Source organism: Sphingomonas sp. BK036, from assembly GCF_004216825.1.
In the GTDB taxonomy this organism is placed as follows: domain Bacteria; phylum Pseudomonadota; class Alphaproteobacteria; order Sphingomonadales; family Sphingomonadaceae; genus Sphingomonas.
Genome location: NZ_SGXR01000005.1, coordinates 260,720 through 279,695 on the forward strand (window position 1 = coordinate 260,720; position 18,976 = coordinate 279,695).

19 protein-coding genes are annotated in these 18,976 nt (G+C 67.6%); 9 read left to right on the forward strand and 10 right to left on the reverse strand.

Translation table 11 applies throughout. The annotated features are described in order from the left end of the window. Positions 1–116 precede the first annotated feature (116 nt). Both EV283_RS11460 and EV283_RS11465 read right to left on the reverse strand, forming a co-directional pair. The gene (locus tag EV283_RS11460; RefSeq protein ID WP_130325461.1) at positions 117–554 is read right to left on the reverse strand and encodes an NfeD family protein; all 438 of its coding nucleotides are present in this window, start codon (positions 552–554) and stop codon (positions 117–119) included. Next, positions 554–1,543: an SPFH domain-containing protein gene (locus EV283_RS11465; protein WP_130325463.1), complete on the reverse strand. Its 990-nt coding sequence runs from the start codon at positions 1,541–1,543 to the stop codon at positions 554–556. Before EV283_RS11465 ends, EV283_RS11460 begins: the two co-directional genes overlap by 1 nt. Before the next feature lie 120 nt (positions 1,544–1,663). Here EV283_RS11465 and guaB point away from each other — a divergent pair, with 120 nt between their 5' ends. From guaB to EV283_RS11480, 3 genes are all read left to right on the forward strand, one after another. Next, positions 1,664–3,124, forward strand: a complete 1,461-nt coding sequence (guaB, locus tag EV283_RS11470; protein WP_055876046.1) for an IMP dehydrogenase — start codon at positions 1,664–1,666, stop codon at positions 3,122–3,124. Positions 3,125–3,420: 296 nt separating this feature from the next. Further along, positions 3,421–4,608 carry an RsmB/NOP family class I SAM-dependent RNA methyltransferase gene (locus tag EV283_RS11475; RefSeq protein WP_130325465.1) on the forward strand — a complete coding sequence of 396 codons (1,188 nt, stop codon included), beginning with the start codon at positions 3,421–3,423 and terminating at the stop codon, positions 4,606–4,608. A gap of 32 nt (positions 4,609–4,640) precedes the next feature. After that, entirely contained in the window at positions 4,641–5,141 is a 501-nt protein-coding gene (locus tag EV283_RS11480; protein ID WP_082463321.1) for a tetratricopeptide repeat protein, read from the forward strand. Positions 5,142–5,301: 160 nt separating this feature from the next. Here the strand turns inward: EV283_RS11480 and rsmA are convergent, their stop codons facing one another. The 4 genes from rsmA to lptD form a co-directional block, all read right to left on the reverse strand. Continuing rightward, on the reverse strand, positions 5,302–6,132 hold the full coding sequence (gene rsmA / locus EV283_RS11485; protein ID WP_130325467.1) for a 16S rRNA (adenine(1518)-N(6)/adenine(1519)-N(6))-dimethyltransferase RsmA: 831 nt from the start codon (positions 6,130–6,132) through the stop codon (positions 5,302–5,304). A 10-nt stretch (positions 6,133–6,142) separates the two neighbouring features. Then, complete coding sequence (pdxA, locus tag EV283_RS11490; RefSeq protein ID WP_130325469.1) at positions 6,143–7,150, reverse strand: 4-hydroxythreonine-4-phosphate dehydrogenase PdxA; 1,008 nt, start codon at positions 7,148–7,150, stop codon at positions 6,143–6,145. Between the two features lie 7 nt (positions 7,151–7,157). After that, complete coding sequence (locus EV283_RS11495) at positions 7,158–8,576, reverse strand: peptidylprolyl isomerase (protein ID WP_242615928.1); 1,419 nt, start codon at positions 8,574–8,576, stop codon at positions 7,158–7,160. A gap of 96 nt (positions 8,577–8,672) precedes the next feature. Continuing rightward, entirely contained in the window at positions 8,673–10,964 is a 2,292-nt protein-coding gene (gene lptD / locus EV283_RS11500; RefSeq protein ID WP_130325471.1) for an LPS assembly protein LptD, read from the reverse strand. A 162-nt stretch (positions 10,965–11,126) separates the two neighbouring features. Between lptD and EV283_RS11505 the strand changes: the two genes are divergently transcribed. The 4 genes from EV283_RS11505 (at position 11,127) to EV283_RS11520 (ending at position 14,201) form a co-directional block, all read left to right on the forward strand. Beyond that, entirely contained in the window at positions 11,127–12,602 is a 1,476-nt protein-coding gene (locus tag EV283_RS11505) for a leucyl aminopeptidase (RefSeq protein ID WP_130325473.1), read from the forward strand. Between the two features lie 148 nt (positions 12,603–12,750). Beyond that, positions 12,751–13,188 (forward strand): DNA polymerase III subunit chi, encoded by a 438-nt coding sequence (locus tag EV283_RS11510; protein ID WP_130325475.1) that lies wholly within the window; start codon positions 12,751–12,753, stop codon positions 13,186–13,188. A gap of 72 nt (positions 13,189–13,260) precedes the next feature. Further along, positions 13,261–13,683: a nucleoside-diphosphate kinase gene (gene ndk / locus EV283_RS11515; protein ID WP_056058698.1), complete on the forward strand. Its 423-nt coding sequence runs from the start codon at positions 13,261–13,263 to the stop codon at positions 13,681–13,683. Next, on the forward strand, positions 13,683–14,201 hold the full coding sequence (locus EV283_RS11520) for a GNAT family N-acetyltransferase (RefSeq protein WP_130325477.1): 519 nt from the start codon (positions 13,683–13,685) through the stop codon (positions 14,199–14,201). The genes ndk and EV283_RS11520 overlap by 1 nt, the downstream gene beginning before the upstream one ends. 152 nt (positions 14,202–14,353) lie before the next feature. Here the strand turns inward: EV283_RS11520 and EV283_RS11525 are convergent, their stop codons facing one another. Genes EV283_RS11525 through purM form a run of 4 tightly spaced genes read right to left on the reverse strand, consistent with a single transcriptional unit; the run spans position 14,354 to position 16,998 of the window. Then, complete coding sequence (locus EV283_RS11525) at positions 14,354–14,959, reverse strand: hypothetical protein (protein WP_130325479.1); 606 nt, start codon at positions 14,957–14,959, stop codon at positions 14,354–14,356. Then, positions 14,956–15,321 carry an MmcQ/YjbR family DNA-binding protein gene (locus tag EV283_RS11530; protein WP_242615929.1) on the reverse strand — a complete coding sequence of 122 codons (366 nt, stop codon included), beginning with the start codon at positions 15,319–15,321 and terminating at the stop codon, positions 14,956–14,958. The genes EV283_RS11525 and EV283_RS11530 overlap by 4 nt, the downstream gene beginning before the upstream one ends. After that, the gene (gene purN / locus EV283_RS11535) at positions 15,318–15,890 is read right to left on the reverse strand and encodes a phosphoribosylglycinamide formyltransferase (RefSeq protein WP_130325481.1); all 573 of its coding nucleotides are present in this window, start codon (positions 15,888–15,890) and stop codon (positions 15,318–15,320) included. Before purN ends, EV283_RS11530 begins: the two co-directional genes overlap by 4 nt. Continuing rightward, on the reverse strand, positions 15,883–16,998 hold the full coding sequence (gene purM / locus EV283_RS11540; RefSeq protein ID WP_130325483.1) for a phosphoribosylformylglycinamidine cyclo-ligase: 1,116 nt from the start codon (positions 16,996–16,998) through the stop codon (positions 15,883–15,885). Before purM ends, purN begins: the two co-directional genes overlap by 8 nt. A gap of 64 nt (positions 16,999–17,062) precedes the next feature. Between purM and EV283_RS11545 the strand changes: the two genes are divergently transcribed. Together EV283_RS11545 and EV283_RS11550 are read left to right on the forward strand one after the other, a co-directional pair. Beyond that, positions 17,063–18,307, forward strand: a complete 1,245-nt coding sequence (locus EV283_RS11545) for a heavy-metal-associated domain-containing protein (RefSeq protein WP_130326086.1) — start codon at positions 17,063–17,065, stop codon at positions 18,305–18,307. A gap of 11 nt (positions 18,308–18,318) precedes the next feature. Continuing rightward, positions 18,319–18,963: a DnaA/Hda family protein gene (locus EV283_RS11550; RefSeq protein ID WP_130325485.1), complete on the forward strand. Its 645-nt coding sequence runs from the start codon at positions 18,319–18,321 to the stop codon at positions 18,961–18,963. The last annotated feature ends 13 nt before the right edge of the window (positions 18,964–18,976 follow it).

An 18,976-nucleotide genomic window follows, 5' to 3' on the forward strand; every position in this document is an offset into this window, starting at 1 on the left:
AGGAAGGGGCCCGCACGGCGCAGCCGGGTGGGAAGGTGAGGGCACGGTCCTGCTTGGCTTGGCGTGCCCTCACCCGCGCCGCTGCGCGGCTTTCCCTCTCCCGGAGGGAGAGGGCTTTAAACGGGTTCGACCACCACTGCGCCGTCGACCACGGCAGTAATCCGGACTTGCGTCCCAACCGCCGCATCATCGCCGCGCGCAGGCCAGCTGCCGTCGCCGACCAGCACGCGGCCGTGCCCGCCAACCAGCGCGGTCTCGACCACCACCACCTGGCCAACCAGCCGCGCCGAGCGATCGTTCAGCATCGGATCGCCACCCTCGACCGGATAGTCGCGGTACCAGCGCTTGCCGATCAGCACCGTAACGGCGCTCCACACCGCGAACGCCCCGAGTTGCGCGGCCTCTGGCAGGTCCGGCAAGACGAACACCGCCGCCCCGGTCACGGCGGCCGCGATCGCGAGGAACACCAGGAACACCCCCGGGACTGCCAGTTCGGCAATTCCCAGCACCAGCGCGGCGATCAGCCACGCACCGGCCGCGCTGATCACGTCCATCAGCCTTTCGGGACCTCGGTCGACTTCGACAACTCGAACGGCCCGCGCGGTGTCGGCTTCGGGGCAGGCGGTGACGCGACCGTGTCGCGCAACGCATCCTTCGCGAGCTCGCCGATCCCGCCGAGCGTTCCCATCAGCTGCGTGGCCTCGACCGGGAACAGGATCGTCTTCGCGTTCGGCGAGGTCGCGAACTTGCCGATCGCCTCGACATATTTTTGCGCGATGAAGTAGTTGATCGCCTGAGCGCCACCCTCCTCGATCGCCTGCGACACTGCGCGCGTGGCGGACGCCTCGGCAAGCGCCGCACGCTCGCGCGCTTCGGCATCGCGGAACGCCGATTCCTTGCGTCCCTCCGACTCGAGGATGCGCGCCTGCTTCTGCCCCTCGGCGCGCAGGATCTCCGACGCGCGCGACCCTTCCGCATCGAGGATGTTCGCGCGCTTTTCGCGTTCGGCCTTCATCTGCCGGCCCATCGCGTTGACGATGTCGGCGGGTGGGCGGATGTCCTTGATCTCGACTCGTGTGATCTTCACGCCCCACGGGGTCGTCGCATGATCGACGACGTTGAGCAGCCGAGCGTTGATCTCGTCGCGCTTCGACAGCGTCTCGTCGAGGTCCATCGATCCCATGACGGTGCGCAGGTTGGTGGTCGTGAGCTGCAGCAGCGCCTGATACAGGTCGGACACCTCGTACGCCGCTTTGGCCGAGTCGAGCACCTGAAAGAACACGACCCCGTCGGTCGAGATCATCGCATTGTCCTTGGTGATGATCTCCTGGCCGGGGATGTCGATCACCTGCTCCATCATGTTTACCTTGCGTCCCACGCGGTAGAAGAAGGCGGGGTAGAAGTTGAAGCCGGGGCGGGCGACCGTCGTGAATCGGCCGAAATGCTCGATCGTGTAGTGATAGCCCTGGTGGACGATCTTGATGCTGGTGAAGAGATACAGCAGCACCAGCGCCAGTGCGAGCGCGGCAACGATCAGGCCCATTCGTCCATCCCCCATATGTGTATCGCCGGGCTATAGCACGCCGTGCGCGACAGGGCCTAGCCGGACGCGCCCGCTTTGGTTACATGGCGCGCCACCCCACACCCAGGAACGGCAGCTCTCATGGATATCCGCCTCGGCCTCACCTTCGACGACGTCCTCCTGTATCCGGGGGAATCGGACGTGCTGCCCAGCCAGGCCGATACCCGGACGCAGGTGACGCGCGGCATCGCGCTCAACATCCCGATCCTGTCGTCGGCGATGGATACCGTCACCGAAGCCGACATGGCGATCGTCATGGCGCAGCTCGGCGGCATCGGCGTGCTCCATCGCAACCTGACGATCGAGGAGCAGGTCGTCGCGGTGCGCCAGGTCAAGCGCTTCGAATCGGGGATGGTGGTCAACCCGATCACGATCAAGCCGACCGCCACGCTCGGCGAAGCGCAGGCGCTGATGTCGGGCCACCGGATCAGCGGCATCCCCGTGGTGGAGGCGGACGGCAAGCTCGTCGGTATCCTGACGAACCGCGACGTGCGCTTTGCGGGCAACCCGCAACAGCCGGTCAGCGAGCTGATGACGCACGAGAACCTCGCCACCGTCTCGACCGAGGTCGGCAAGGAAGAGGCGCGTCGCCTGCTCCACGCGCGTCGCATCGAGAAGCTGTTGGTCGTCGACGCGCAGTATCGCTGCGTCGGGCTGATCACGGTCAAGGACATCGAGAAGGCGGTGATGTTCCCCGATGCGACCAAGGACGAGGCGGGTCGCCTGCGCGTGGCGGCGGCGACCACGGTCGGCGACAAGGGCTTCGACCGGACCGAACAGCTCGTCGACGCGGGCTGCGACCTGATCGTGATCGACACCGCGCACGGTCATAACCGCGACGTTGGCCGTGCGGTCGAGCGCGTGAAGAAGCTGTCGAACTCGGTCCAGGTCGTCGCGGGCAACGTTGCCACAGGCGAGGCCACGCGCGCGCTGATCGGTGCGGGCGCGGACGGGATCAAGGTCGGCATCGGGCCGGGCTCGATCTGCACCACCCGCGTCGTCGCCGGCGTCGGTGTGCCGCAGCTCACCGCGGTGATGGATTGCGCCGAAGCGGGCCACAAGGCGGGTGTACCGGTGATCGCCGACGGCGGCATCCGTACCTCGGGCGACATGGCCAAGGCGCTAGCCGCCGGCGCATCGACCGTGATGATCGGCTCGCTGCTCGCCGGGACCGACGAGGCGCCGGGCGAAACGTTCCTGTACCAGGGGCGTGCGTACAAGTCGTATCGCGGTATGGGCTCGGTCGGGGCGATGGGCCGCGGCTCGGCGGATCGGTATTTTCAGGGCGATATCAAGGACCAGCTGAAACTCGTGCCCGAGGGTATCGAGGGGCAGGTCGCGTATAAGGGCCCGGCGAAGGACGTGATCCATCAGCTCGTCGGCGGGATCAAGGCGGCGATGGGCTATACCGGCTCGGCGACGATCCCGGATCTCCAGGCGCGGGCGGAGTTCGTGCAGATCACCGGCGCGGGGCTCATGGAAAGCCATGTCCACGACGTGACGATCACGCGGGAAGCGCCGAACTACCCGACGCGGGGATGAGGCAAGGGGGGCAGGCGGGACGGACCCGCTCCCCCTCCGTCATCCTGGTACGCCCCCTCCGTCATCCCGACGAACGCCGGGACCCATGGACACGGCGGACTCGGCGGTTGCGAGCAGTCATCACCCGGACGGCAACGATGGGTCCCGGCGTTCGCCGGGATGACGGAAGACGGGGGGAATAGCCTTCCCCCGAAATTATTCCCCGCCAGTGCGCGGGAGAGGCTAGGGGAGGGCATGATGACGCATTCCCCGTACCAAGCCTCCCCCGGCCATTCCCCGACCGCGGGAGGCCGCAAGTGACTCCTCCCGCCCGCACCCAGGCCGCGATCGAACTCCTCGACCAGATCATCGCCGCAGCGCGCGAGTCCGGCGCTGCCGCCGACACGCTGATCGCGCGCTATTTCCAGACTCGGCGGTATGCCGGGTCGAAGGATCGCCGCGCGGTGCGCGAGCTTGTTTATGCCGCGATCCGGAAGGCGGGTGACCGGCCGGAGACCGGCCGTGCCGCGATGTTGCTCGTTGCCGATGCCGACGCTGACGTTGCCGCGACTTTCGACGGATCGACGCATGCGCCGGCACCTATCGGCAAGGACGAACCGCGCGCGCGCGCGGGTGTCGCGCCGCAGTGGCTGAGCAAGGCGTTGCGCGCATCGGGGCTCGACGGGGCGGCGCTGACCGATCTTGCCGGCCGGGCGACGCTCGACCTTCGCGTCAACACGCTGACCTCCGACCGCGCGACCGTGCTCGCGGCGTTGCCCGAGGCTGAGGCGACGCCGCATGCCCCCGACGGCATCCGCCTGCCGACCGGCACCAATGTCGAGGCGCTGCCGCTCTTCAACGAGGGCGCACTGGAAGTGCAAGACGAGGGGAGCCAGATCGTCGGTCTCGCGATGCAGGCCAAGCCCGGCGAGCGGATCGTCGATCTCTGCGCGGGCGCGGGCGGGAAGACGCTCGCGCTTGCCGCGACGATGGAGAACCAGGGCGTGATCCTGGCCTGCGACACCGATCGCAACCGACTGTCGCGTCTTGATCCGCGCGCGACCCGCGCCGGCGCGACGATCGTCGAGAGCCGCCTGCTCAACCCGACTCGCGAGATCGAGGCGCTGAGCGAATGGGCAGGGCGCGCCGATGGCGTGCTGGTCGATGCGCCGTGCTCGGGCACCGGCACGTGGCGGCGCAATCCCGAGGCGCGGTGGCGGCTGACGCCCGATCGCGTGTCCCGCCTGCAATCGACGCAGCAACAGGTGCTGTCGGTCGCGGCGACTTTGGTCAAGCCCGGCGGCGCGCTCGTCTATATCGTCTGCTCGCTGCTCGACGCCGAGGGGACCGATCAGGTCAGCTGGTTCCTGAACGCGCATCCCGGCTGGACCATCGAGGCCTTGTCGCTGCCCGCTGGCGCAAAGCACGGCCACGGCGTACGCCTGGAACCGGGTCGCGACGGCACCGACGGCTTTTTTGTCGCGCGCCTTCGGGCTGCGTGCTAGCCAGCCGATCAATGACCCGCCTGGAGACGATCATGCGTTTTTCGTCCGTTGCCGTTGCCGCCGCGCTGACCGTCGTGTGCGTATCGACCTCGCTGAGCGGGCAGCGCCCCGACAGCCAGATCGACGCGCGCTCGATGCAGCTTCTGGCGCAGGGGCGGTCGCTGGTTGCGGCGGGCAATCTCGACGGCGCGACCGACGCGCTGGAGACCTCGGTCGCGGTCGATCCGCGCAATCGGGGTGCGTTCCTGCTGCTCGCGCAGGTGGCGGAATCGCGCGACCTGCCCGGCAAGGCGATCCGGCTGTACCGTGAGGCGCTGCTGCTCGAGCCCAACGACGTCGCGGCGCTGAAGGGGCAGGGCGAGGCGCTTGTGGCCAAGGGGGCGGTGGTCCGCGCGAAGGACAACCTCGTCAAGATCCGCACGCTCTGCAAGGGCGCGTGCCCTGAGGCGACTCAGCTGGCGGCGGTGATCGCGAAGGGGCCGCCGGTCGCGACGGCGCAGGTTGAGAAGACGCCGGTGGCGGCCAAGGACTGAGGTTCGAAACCCCGTCCTCTTTCTACCACCCCGGCGGAGGCCGGGGTCCAATTGGGAAACGGCGCTAACTGCGGTCAGCTCCAGATTACTGAGACCTTGCCAATTGGGCCCCGGCCTTCGCCGGGGTGGACCGCGCTCAAGTTTTAGACTCGGGTCCCGGTTAGGACGTAGCGGACGAACCGACTGCCTTTGCCAGCGCCGTGAAATCCGCCACGGACAGCGTCTCCGCGCGGCGCGTAGCCTCGACGCCGATCCGCTCCAGCGCGTCGAGGGCGCCGGGCACGCCCTTCAGGCTCTGTCGCAACATCTTGCGCCGTTGGCCGAACGCCGCTCCCGTCAATCGCTCCAAGACCGCGAAGTTCACCGCCTCCGGCGCCTCGACCGGCGTCAGGTGGACGACCGCTGACATGACCTTGGGGGGCGGCGTGAACGCGGAGCGGTGCACCGGCATCGCGATGCGCGCGGTGGAGCGCCACTGCGCGAGGACCGCGAGCCGCCCGTAATGATCGTCGTTGGTCTTGGCGACGATCCGCTCGGCGACTTCCTTCTGGAACATCAGCGTGCACGACTGCCACCAGGGCAGCCACGACGTCGACAGCCAGCCGACCAGCAACGCCGTGCCGATATTATACGGCAGGTTCGACACGATGTGCGGCTTGCCCTCGAACAGCGTGCGCGCGTCGATCTCCATCGCGTCGCCCTCGATGACGCGCAACTGTCCCGGATAGGCCTCGCTTAGTTCGGCGAGTGCCGGGATGCAGCGACGGTCGCGTTCGATCGCGGTGACCCGCGCGCCGGCGGCGAGCAGCGCGCGCGTCAGGCCGCCGGGGCCGGGTCCGACTTCGAGCACCTCGGCATCGTTGAGATCGCCCGGAACCGCGGCGATGCGCTTGAGCAACTGCCCGTCGAACAGGAAGTTCTGCCCGAGCGCCTTGCTCGCGTTCAGGCCATAGCGCGCGATCACCTCGCGCAGCGGGGGAAGGTCCGTCATGCTTGTCCTGTCAGGCCTGCGCGGCGGCCAGCGCACGCCGGTCGGCGGCTTCACCCGCCATCGCGATCGCGGCGATCATCGCGCCGGGTTCGGCAAGGTTCTTGCCCGCGATCGCGAACGCGGTGCCGTGATCGGGCGAGGTCCGCACGATCGGCAGCCCGAGCGTCATGTTGACGCCCTCGTCGAAATGGATCGTCTTGAGCGGCACCAGTGCCTGGTCGTGATAGCAGCACATGACGACGTCATAGGTCGCGCGGGCGCGGGGGTGGAACATCGTGTCGGCCGCGAACGGACCGGTCGCGTCGATACCCTCGTCGCGCAGGATCGCGATCGCGGGCGCGATGACGTCGATCTCTTCACGGCCGAGCGCGCCTTGCTCGCCCGCATGCGGGTTTAACCCCGCAAAGGCGAGCCGCGGCTTTTCGATCCCGAAGTTCCGAAGCAGCCCCCGTGCGGTCGCGCGGGCCTTGGCGACGATCAGATCGACCGTCAGCAGCGCGGAGACATCCTTCAACGGCACGTGCGTCGTGATCGGCACCACCTTCAACGACGGCCCGGCCAGCATCATGACCGCATTGGCACCGGCGACGCCGTAGCGTTCGGCGACGAATTCGGTCTGGCCGGGGTGGGTGAAGCCGATCGCATACAGCTGCGACTTCGAGACGGGGCCGGTCACCAGCGCGCGTGCAGCGCCGGTGCGGACCAAGCCGACCGCCAGCTCCAGCGCGTGCAGCGCACAGCGCGCGCCATCCGCGTCGGGCGCGCCGGGGACGATCGCCCCGGCATCGCCCACGGTCAGCACCGGCAGCGCGGTGGCGAACGCACCGGCCGCCGCGCTCATGTCCGCGATACGCGCGATCGGTCCCTGCCAGACCCGTTCGATCGCGCGGGCATCGCCGATCGCGACGAACGGCGGCAGGCGATGCGTGACGCGCGCATCCCAGGCCTTGGCGATGATCTCGGGCCCGATCCCCGCAGGGTCGCCCATCGATACCGCCAGCGGCTGTGCGCGCGTCATGATCGGATCACCGATATTCGACGACGGCGTCGCGCCGCAGATCGCGCAGCTTCTGCTGGGCGCGCAGGTTGACGCGCTGCTGTTCGAGCTGACCCTGGATCTGCTCCGAATTTGGCAGCGAGCCGCCAGCGGCTTCGTCGCGACCGCATAGCACCAGCGCACGGACGCCCTGCTCGGCGGAGCCGAACGGCGGGCTGGATTCGCCGACCTGGAGCTTCAGCATGACTTCCTGGAGCTGCGGCGGCAGATCGCGGATCCGGACCGTGTCGTTGTCGACCACGTCCGCGCCGATCCCGGCCGCGACCTTCTCGACGGTGCCGCAGCCGCGCAGCTCCTGCGTGGCCTTGGCGAACGCCTGAGCGCGCGCCGAGGCCTGCGCCTGGTTGGTGTTCGGCGGGAAGCGGAGCGTGAGCTGCTTGAGGCTGAGCTTGGCGTCGCGCGGATCCGCGGTGAGCACCTGGCGCTTGTCGGTCAGATACAGGATCGAATAGCCACCCGCGACTTCGATCGGGCCGGCGACCTGGCCGACCTGCATTGTCGTCGCAGCCTCGGACAGCGGGCCCGGCAGCGTGGCGGCGCGGATCCAGCCGAGATCGCCGCCGACGGCGCGCGTCGACGCTTCGGAGAACTGGCGCGCATAATATTCGAACGGTTGCGCGCCCTTCTGGATCTCTTGCAGGATCTGCTTGGCGTTGGTATAGACCTGCTGGCTGTTCGCCGGCGTCGCCGCGAGGTAGATTTCCTTGAGGTTGAACTCGTCGGTGCCCTTGGCCGCCTGGAGACGGTCGATGATCGACTTGACCTCCTCGTCGCCGACATTGACGAACGGCTCGACGCGACGACGCAGATAGCGCTGCCAGGCGAGTTCGCCCTCGATCTGGCGCTTGAGCGACCGCTCGGACGAGCCCGACTCGCGCAGATAGGTGCGCATCGCGACGGGCGTGCGGTTGAAGCGCTTCGACACGGCGTCATAGCTCTGCGTGAGCTCGGCGGGCGTGATCGTGATGTCGGCGGTCTTGGCCTCCTGGATCTGGAGAGTCTCGTCGATCAGCTGGCGCAGTACCTGCAGCTTGAGCCGCTCGCGGTCCTCCGCCGACAGCTTGGCCTCGTTCGCCATCGCCACCAGCGCCACGCGCTGGTCGACGTCGGTGCCCGTGATCACCGTATCGTTGACGATCGCGGTCGGCTTGCGGACGTTGGGGTCGAGCTTGCCGAAGATCTGGAGATTGGTCGGGATATCGAGACCGGTATTGTCGGGCAGGCTCTGATCCTGGACCGTCTGCCCGCTTCCGGCCTGACCGCCTTGCGGGGCTGGGCTCTGCGGCGGGGGGGCGGACTGGGCGATTGCACTTGCCGTCAGCGCGGCCAGAACAACCGCCCCGATCACACGGCCGCCACGCGCCGCCAGTCGAACATCATGCTTCAAGTGTCGGTATCCCATCATCACACGCCAGATCCGTGCGATCGTTGCTGCGACCGCACATATCCTGCGTGGGTTGCCCCAGAGTAGCTGAACGCGGGCTTAGCGGCCGAGATTGGTGAAGGCCAGCGTCAACAGGAAGCTGTTGCCCTTCCGCGCGTCGCCGGTGTCGTTGTAGGTGCGCCGCCACGTTCCGCCGAGCCGCAGGCAATCATCCTCATACTGGATGCCCAGCCGGTGGCGGATCGGCGTGAAGCCGTCGCTGCGCGAGAGCGGATCCTCGGCCGTATTGGTCAGATCGACCACGCCCGAGCCGAATGCCGACCAGAACCGCGCAAACTGTACGCGGCCGGCAAGGCGGACCTCCTCGCGATCGCGAAGATCCTCGATCGACGCGTCGATGTTGCGGTTGAGCTTGAGGTAGCCGACCAGCACATAGGTCGCGCGCGAGCCGATCGTCGCGTCGAGTTCGTTGCGGCGGATCGCAAAGCCGTCCTTGTCGAGCCGGTACCGGTGAACGATCGAGACGAAGTCGCGGAAGCGCAGTTCGCTGCGCCCGACGATGTCGGAGAACCGGTCGCTGAGGCCGGTGCCGTCGGGCAGGATCGTCGGCCGCTTGTCGACGCGGTAGCTCTGGCCGACATTGGTCGTGAAGGCGATGCCCGGCAGGTCGAGCGCCCATTCTCCGCCATAGGTGACGCGCGACGAATCCTCGAACCGGTCATAGCCGGCGAACCGGTTCAGTGAGAACAGGTTGGTGTCGTCGAGATCGACCGCGCGCGAATCCTCGTTGGGTAGCGAGAGGTTGGCGACCTTCGGCGCGGCGACGAACTGGACGCGCGGCGTGAAGCGCTGCGTGCCGCCGAGGAACGTGCCGATGAACGGCCATTTCACGTCGACCGCGGCTGCACCGATGACGCGCTGGTGGAAGCCCTCGAGTCCGCGATAGCTGATGTTGGTCGTCGCGAGTGTATCGTTGGTGTTGTACAGGTCGCCACGCGCAAACGCGGTGAATGTGACTTCCTGGCCCCAGTTGGTGAAGCGGCGCAGGTCCCATTGCAGGCTGGCGAACGCGCGCTGCGTATCCTGCCCGTCGGTCCGGGTGAGTGCGAGCGTGTTGAGCTGGAGCTGGAACCGGCCGCCGACAAGGCCGTCGTCGAACCGCTTGCGATAGTCGATTTCGGGCAGCGCGATCGGCTGCTGGCCCTGGCTGTCGTTGACGCGCAACGTCTGCGCATACCAGCCGCTGATCGAAAGATAGCTGGTGTTGTCGATCCGCTCGAGGCTGGCGGTGGTGCGCAGCCGGTCGTCGCGCGAGATGTCGTAGCGGCGGAGGAAGGTGCGGTCGGTCGTCAGGCGGAGCGAACCGCTCGCGCTCCAGTTGGGCGACAACTGGTAGCGCGCCATCCCGTCGATATAACCGCGGAATGCCATGCTGGTATCGGTCGAGACCGCGGTGGTCAGGTCGTCGCTGCGGCGGCTTTCGGTGGCATAGGCACGGACGCTGAACGCGCCCTTCGAGTTCAGCGCGGAATAATCCACCTGCGCCATCGGCAGCACGCTGCTGTAGATGTGCGGGGTGATGACCAGCCCCTGGTTGGGAGCAAGCTTCCAGTAATAGGGGACGCTGACTTCGAGGCCGTTGACCCGGCTATAGCCACCGTTCGGCGAGAGCAGGCCGCTGTCGCTGCCGCCGCCGACGGGATTGGAGAATTTGGGCAGCGGGAGGCTTGGCAGCCCGAACAGATGCAGCCGCGCGCCCGAATAATAGATGCGCTTGCGTTCGGGGCGGTAGGTGACGCGGACCGCGGTGATCTTCCACGTCGGCTCCTTGGGGCAGCCCGCCGAATTCGTGACGCCGCAAGGCGTGTAGGCCGCGCTCTTGAGGTTCACCGTGCCGTCGGCCTCACGCGTGCCCTGCTTGGCCGCCAGCCGGCCGCCCTGCTCGAGCACGACAAGCATGTTGTCGACCACGCCGTCCTTGAGCGAATCGGTCAGGTTGATCTCGTCGCCATAGGCGATGTCGCCCTGCGGGTTCGTGACCGCGATGTTGCCGGTCGCGAGCACCTTGCCGGTCTTGCGGTTCCACACGACCTTGTCGGCGCGCAGGCGATCGCCCTCGCGGAACATCCGGACTTCGCCGGTGGCGGTCACAACCTCGGTATTGGTGTCGTATTCGAGGCCGTTGGCGCTGAACTGCACCTGATCCTCGGCAGGAGCCGCGGTCGGCGCGTTGGCGACGGGCGCGTCGGGCACCGGTGGCGCGACCGGACGGTTCTGGAAATCCTGGGACTGAGCCGGGGTCGCAGCCAGTCCGGTCGCCAGCGCGAGCGAAAAGGCGCAACCCGTCAAAAGGTCGATACGCAACACGATCCGAACCAACCCCTTTGGCATCGAGCGGCCGTTTGCCGCCATATGGGCCGCCTATCGCATCACCGGGGCTTCGCTGCAATCACCGTGCGTTGACCGACCGTGTACCGGCGCCACCTTGCTTTGCGGGCCCTGCGTCATCAACTTAAGGGCTGTATCCGTTCAAACGCTTCCCGAGGGTTCTTCATGCAGATCGTCTTCGCCTCCACCGTCCCCGCCAATGCACCGATCCTCGCCATACCGGTCGCGAAGGACGGCGTGTCGCAGGTGACGTGGAGCGCGATCGGTGGCGACGTCGAGGCGATCGCGACGAGGGCGGCCGGTGCGGCGCGCTTCGCAGGCGAAGCGGGCTCGGTCGTCGAGCTGTTCGTTCCCGTCGAGGGCGCGGTTCGGCAGGTGCTGCTCGTCGGCGTCGGTGGGGGGGAGAATGCCGACTGGGAGAAGGCCGGGGGTGCGGTCACCGCACGCCTGCTGACTTCGGGCGCGACCGCCGTCACGGTGGACCTGTATGTCGGCGCTACGCCGACCGCCGAAGTCGCCGCGCGCCTCGCAGCCGCGGCCGCGCAGCGCGCATGGCGGTATGATACGTACCGCACAAAGCTCGCTGGCAAGTCGAAGCCGACGCTGACCGAGATCACCATCGCGGGCGCACCCGAGGGCACCGATGCCGTCTGGGCCGAGCAGGCCGCGGTTACCGGTGGGCTCGACCTGACGCGTTGGCTCGTCACGTCGCCGCCGAACGTCGTTTATCCCGAGAGCTTCGTGGAGAAGGTGACGAAGGAGGTCGAGGGCCTAGGGCTCGAGATCACCGTGCTCGACGAAGCGCAGATGACCGAACTCGGCATGGGCTCGCTGCTCGGCGTCAGCCAGGGTTCGCGGCGTGAGGCGCGCATTCTCGCGCTCAAGTGGAACGGGGCAGGGGCCGATGCGCCGACGCTGGCGTTCGTCGGCAAGGGGGTGACGTTCGATTCGGGCGGCATCTCGATCAAGCCCGGCGCGGGCATGGAAGACATGAAGTGGGACATGGGCGGCGCCGGTGCGGTCGCTGGCGCGATGAAGGCGATTGCGTCGCGCAAGGCCAAGGCGAACGTCGTCGGCGTGATGGGGCTGGTCGAGAACATGCCCGACGGTGCCGCGCTTCGTCCGAGCGACGTCATCACGTCGATGTCGGGGCAGACGATCGAGGTGCTCAACACCGACGCCGAGGGGCGGCTCGTGCTGTGCGACTGCGTCACCTGGGTGCAGCAGGCGCACAAGCCGACGACGATCGTCGATCTCGCGACGCTGACCGGCGCGATGATCGTTGCGCTTGGCACCGAGAACGGCGGCATCTTTGCCAATGACGATGCGCTCGCCGACCAGTTGATCGCGGCGGGCAGGGCCACGGGCGACACGCTGTGGCGTTTCCCGCTGTCGCCAGCCTATGACAAGCTGATCGACTCGCCGATCGCCGACATGAAGAATGTCGGGCCGCGTGGCGCGGGATCGATTACCGCGGCCCAGTTCATCAAGCGCTTCGTCGACGAGGGCGTGAAGTGGGCGCATCTCGACATCGCCGGGATGGTCTGGTCCGACAAGCCGGGTACGAACCACGACAAGGGTGCGACCGGTTACGGCGTGCGTTTGCTCGACCAGTTCGTCGCGGATAATTTCGAGGGCTGAGGCTAGGACGGGGGACTAGGAGGGGCACTCTCACCCCCTCCCGTCATCCTGACGAAAGTCAGGATCCAGAGCCACGGGGCGCATCGTTTGCTACTCTGGATCCTGACTTTCGTCAGGATGACGGAGAACGGCAGGATCAGTCGAAACTATGCAGGTCGATTTCTACCACCTCACCAGCCCGCTCGACCGAGTCCTCCCGCGGATCGCCGAGCGAGTCGTCACGACCGGTGGTCGGCTGCTGATCGTCGCCGAGCCCGAAGTCCAGCGCACCACGCTCGATCGGCTGCTCTGGTCCTACGCGCCCGAAAGCTTCCTGCCCCATGCGCAGGCCGGCGCGGGCGACGACTCCGTCCAGCCGATCCTCATCGCCGCCGACATCACGCCTGCCAACGCAGCGCGCAACGTCGCGATCGTCGACGGACAATGGCGCGACTATGCGCTAACCTTCGACCGCGCATTCCACTTCTTCGACGACGAGGCGATCCGCGAGGCCCGCCTCGCCTGGAAAGCGCTCGCCGACCGCGACGGCGTCGAGCGCCGCTACTGGAAGCAGACCGAGTCCGGGAAGTGGGAACAGGCCGCATAGGTTGCTTTAGGACCGATCCGCGCCTAAGCGCCGCGCATCCTATTACCGTCAACACAGGAGCCCGTGACCATCATGGCCGCGAACCGTACCTTTTCGATCATCAAGCCCGACGCAACCCGCCGCAACCTGACCGGTGCGGTCACCAAGATGCTCGAGGAAGCCGGCCTGCGCGTCGTCGCTTCGAAGCGCATCCAGATGACCCGCGAGCAGGCCGAGGGCTTCTACGCGGTCCACAAGGAGCGTCCGTTCTTCGGCGAGCTCGTCTCCTTCATGATCTCGGGGCCGGTCGTGGTCCAGGTTCTCGAAGGCGAGAACGCGATGCAGCGTAACCGCGACATCATGGGCGCCACCAACCCCGCCAACGCGGACGCCGGCACGATCCGCAAGGAACTGGCCGAGTCGATCGAAGCCAACTCGGTCCACGGGTCGGATTCGGACGAGAATGCCGAAATCGAGATCGCGTACTTCTTCAAGCCCGAAGAGATCGTCGGCTGATGACCTGGCGGATGCGGCGGGCGGGGCCGGGCGATGCGCCCGCGCTGTCGCTCGTCGCATCCGCCGCGTTTCTCGATACCTATGCGACCGTGCTGACCGGGGCCGACATCGTCGCCCACTGCACGACGAAGAACAGCATCGCCACGTTCGCAGCGTGGCTCGATGATCCCGCTACGATCGTGACGATCGCGGAGTATGAGCCCGGCCATGCGCCGATCGGCTACACAGTGCTCACCGCGCCGGACTTTCCGATTTCCATCGGCCCAGGCGATATCGAACTCCGCCGCATCTACCTGATGTCGCAGTCGCAGGGCACGGGGCTTGGCGCCGCGCTGATGACGCGGGCGCTGGAGGATGCCGCCGCCGCTGGCCGCAACCGCGTCCTGCTCGGCGTGTGGGAGGGCAACCTGCGCGCTCGTGCTTTTTACGAGCGTTATGGCTTCGCGGTAATCGGCGCTCGGCAGTTCATGGTCGGCGCCACGCTACACGAAGACCCGGTCTACGCCCGCTCGGTCTGAATAAGGCCAGGACCTATCCAATGGCACCACCCCGGCGAAGGCCGGGGTCCAGTTGGCATGGCCATCGTAACATCCCGCTGCGTTTCGTTAGCGTCGCTTCCCAATTGGGCCCGGCCTCCGCCGGGGTGGTACCACGGGGGAGAGGCGGCGGCTTAGGCCGCGGGCTTCTCCCGCGCCCAGATTGCGTCGAGTTTAGCCTGGTCGCCCCCACGCTGGCGAACGCGCAAGCCTTCGAGCTTCAGCGCGCGGCCGCGGAGCATCCGGCCCTCTGTCTTCCAGATCACGTCGTAAATCCCGCTCGCCGACCGAGTCGTGTCACCATCGAAATAGTGCACGCTGACGAGCACGGGCAGACGCCCCGCACGATCGTCCGAACCGCCATCCGTCACTTTCAGCAACGGTGTCGAGACCCACGACGCGTCGATGACCGGTTCCGCCGGCGGCCGCTGCGGCGAAACGCCGAGCGCGCGTGGGAAGGTGATCGTCACATCCTGAAGATCGTGCCGCGCATCCTTCAGCAACAACGTGTCGCCGCCATCCTGTACAATCGCCGACAGGTCGATCCGCGAGCGTTCGCGCGCCGCGGTCGACTGCGCGGCGATCTTGTCGGCCTCGTCGGCGCGGTGTTCGGACCAGTTCGTCCACAGCGTCAGCGCAGCGATCAGAACGCCCGCCACTGCGACGACCTCGGCCAGCGTCACCCAGCGGCGGCGCGTCGCGGCGGCCTCGCGGCGTTCGGTCGGAGTCTCACTGCTCATCGTCCGCCGGCTTCCAGCAGGCGGGCAGGGGCGGCGAGCTCCCAGCTGCGGGCGATCCGGTCCTCGACCAGCGCCCAGTCGGGATCGCCGGTGAGCGTCATGCCGACCCAGCCGGACGCGCCGAGATAGGCGGGGCGCGAATAGACGGCGGGGTTCGCCTCGATCAGCATCGCCTGTTCGTCGCTGCCACCGGTCTTCACGCACACCATAGTCAGCCCGTCGCCGTGATGATCGTCGCGAAACTGCGCGAACTGCTTGCCCGCGACGAAGAAGGTCGGCTGGCCGTGCGAGACGGTTTCCTCGGTCTCGGGCAGCGCGAGCGCGGCCGCGCGGACGCGGTCGAGGGGGGACATATCGGTCATCGCGTCACGAACTCCGCCAACGTCTTCGGGTACAACGCATGTTCGGCCGCCAGCACGCGCTCCGCAAGCGTATCCGCATTGTCGCCGGCAAGGATCGGGACCTCCGTCTGGCCCAGCACGACGCCGCCGTCGAGTTCCTCGGTCACGACATGAACCGAGCAACCGCCTACCGCATCGCCCGCCGCGATCGCCCGCGCGTGCGTATCGAGCCCCTTGTACTTGGGCAGCAGCGAGGGATGGATGTTGACGATCTCGTCCCGCCACGCCGCGACGAAACCGTCGGACAGCAACCGCATATAGCCCGCCAGCGCGACTACCTCGACGCCCGCCTCGCGGAGCGCCGCATCGATCGCCGCCTCATAAGCAGGTTTGCCGAGCCCCCTGGGCGACAGCGCAAACGTCGCAAGATCCTGCGACCGTGCCCAGGCAAGCCCCGCCGCGTCGGGCTTGTCCGAGGCGACCAGCGCGATCGCATAGGGGCAATCGGCCGCGCGCGAGGCTTCGACGAGCGCGATCATGTTCGATCCGCGCCCGGAGATGAGCACGCCGACGCGCGTCTTGTCAGCCATGCGTCGCGGTCCAGTCGGTGCGCGCGCTCCACGTGCCAGCCGAGCCGCGCACGGTGCAGCCATGCGCGCCGGTCTCGATCGAGCCGATCGTGAACACCGTCTCGTTCGCGGCTTCGAGCGCGGCGGTCACCGCCTCGGCCTCGTCGGCGCTGACGATCACGACCATGCCGATCCCGCAGTTGAACGTGCGCGCCATCTCCTCCGGCTCGATCGCGCCCTGCGCCTGCAGGAACGCCATCAGCCGCGACTGCTCCCATGCATCAGCATCGACCACCGCATGCACGCCCTCGGGAAGCACGCGCGGGATGTTCTCGAGCAGGCCGCCACCCGTGATATGCGCCAGCCCCTTGATTCGCCGATCGCGCAGCAGCGGCAGCAGGCTCGCTACATAGATGCGAGTCGGCGCCATCAGATGATCGATCAGCAACCGGTCCTGATCGAACAACGCCGGACGATCGAGCTTCCACCCGCGATCCGCAGCCAGTCGGCGAACCAGCGAGAAGCCGTTCGAATGCACCCCCGACGAGGCGAGCCCGAGCATGACGTCGCCCGCCGCGATTTCGCGTCCGGTCAGCACGTTCGTCCGCTCGACCGCGCCGACGCAGAAGCCCGCAAGATCGTAATCGCCGTCCGCATACATGCCCGGCATCTCCGCGGTCTCGCCGCCGATCAGCGCGCAGCCGGCGGTCTTGCAGCCTTCCGCGATCGAGGCGACGACCCGCTCGGCGACCGCCGCATCGAGCTTGCCGCTTGCATAATAATCGAGGAAAAACAGCGGCTCGGCGCCCTGCACGATCAGGTCGTTGACGCACATCGCGACCAGGTCGACGCCGACGCCTTCATGCCGGTCCCATTCGATCGCCAGCTTCAGCTTGGTGCCGACACCGTCGTTCGCCGCCACCAGCAGAGGGTCCACGAACCCGGCCGCCTTGAGGTCGAACATGCCGCCGAACCCGCCGAGATCGGCGTCCGCCCCCGGCCGCCGCGTCGATCGCGCGAGCGGCGCGATCGCGCGTACCAGCGCGTTGCCCGCGGCGATCGAAACGCCTGCCTGGGCGTAGGTGTAAGGGCCCGAAGCGGGGGTGGCGGAGTCTGGCGTATCGGTCATGATCGGTGCTGCTAGCCACATCGCGCTTGGATTTCCACGTCTGCTTCGCCAAAAGGCCCGCGTGATCCGTATTCGTGCCCTTCCCACAGCGCTCGCTGGCGCCGCCCTCCTGTTGAGCGGTGGAGCCGTGCTTGCGCAGATCGAGGGCGGCAGCCGAGGCGCCGCGCCGGTCGACAGCGGCAGCGCCTATGAGGTGAGCGGCGTCACGGTCGACGTCGCGGGCAAGACCGCCGATGCCGCGCGTTATGCCGGATGGCGGCTCGCCCAGCGCAAGGCATGGGTGCAATTGTCGAACCGTTTGGGCGGCGGTGGTGGCCTCGTCTCCGATGGCACGCTCGATTCGCTCGTCTCCGGGATCGTCGTCGAGAACGAACAGATCGGCCCGGACCGCTATATCGCCAAGCTCGGCGTGCTGTTCGACCGCACCCGCGCCGGATCGGTCCTCGGCATCTCGACCTACGCCGATCGTTCGCAGCCGATGCTGGTCATCCCGATCCAGTGGTCGGGCGGCGTCGGGCAGGCGTTCGAGCAGAGCACGCCGTGGCAGCAGGCGTGGGCGCGCTATCGCACCGGCAACAGCAGCATCGATTACGTCCGCCCGTCGGGCTCCGGTCCCGACGCGCTCCTGCTCAACGTCGGCCAGACACAGCGCCCCGGGCGCGGCTGGTGGCGGACGATCCTCGACCAATATGGCGCGAGCGACGTGCTGATGCCCGTCGTGAAGCTCTATCGCCAGTGGCCCGGCGGTCCGGTGATCGGCGTGTTCGAAGCGCGCCACGGCCCCGACAACGACCTGATCGGCAGCTTTACGCTGCGCGTCGGCACGTCGGATGGCATCGCGCAACTGCTCGATACCGGCGTGAAGCGGATCGACGACTTGTACCAGCAGGCGCGACGCAACGGGTCGCTGCGTGTCGACTACAGCCTGTCGCCACCACCGGCCCCCGAGGCCGCGGTGATCGACGATCTGCCCACCGACGAGACCGCAGACGCCAATACCGCGGTGCTGACCGGCGGTGAGGGGATTTCGGTCATCGTCCAGTTCGACACGCCGGCCGCGACCGCGGTGTCCTCGACCGAGGCAGCCCTCCGCGCGATTCCCGGCGTCCGCTCGGCCGCGACGACCAGCCTCGCGCTCGGTGGCGTCTCGTTGATGCGCGTCGCCTATGACGGCGATCCGGCCGCGCTGAAGAGCGCGCTCGAAGCGCGCGGCTATCAGGTCTTCGGCTCCGGCCAGACGATCCGGATTCGCCGGGTTTCCCAACTTCTTCCGCCGGATCTTCCCGCGGATACCGTGACGACAGGGTGAGCGCGACCAAGATGACTCAAATCGCGCTGCCACTCGGTTGGCCGGCGGACCCTCGCGACGACGCCTTCCTGGTTACCCCCTCCAACTCGCGCGCCGTCCACACGCTGGAGCATACCGCGACATGGCCCGTCATGACCGCCATCCTCACCGGCCCGCGCAAATCGGGCCGCAGCCTGCTCGCGCGTATCTTCGCGGCGAAGAGTGGCGGCACGATCATCGACGATGCCGAGCGCGTGCCCGAGACGCAGCTGTTCCACGCTTGGAACCGCGCGCAGGAGGAGCATAAGCCGCTGCTGATCGTCGCCGATGCGGCGCCGCCCGAATGGAAGGTGAAGCTTCCCGATCTCCGCTCGCGTCTTGCCGCCAGCCCGATCGCGGCAATCGGCGCGCCCGACGACGAACTCATGCGGCTGCTGCTCGCGCATCTGTTCGAGCGACGGAGCCTCGATGCGCGGCCCGATCTGGTCGACTGGCTCGCCACCCGAATTGAGCGTAGTCATATTACCGTAACGCGAACCGTCGATGCGCTCGATCAGGAGGCGATGGAACGTCGCAAGCGGTTGTCCATTCCTCTTGCACGAACGACACTTACCGAGGCCGGGCTGATCCTGCGGCCACAGCTTGCCCTGGATCTGCCGCTCTTTACGTCACCATAAGACCCCAAGAGGA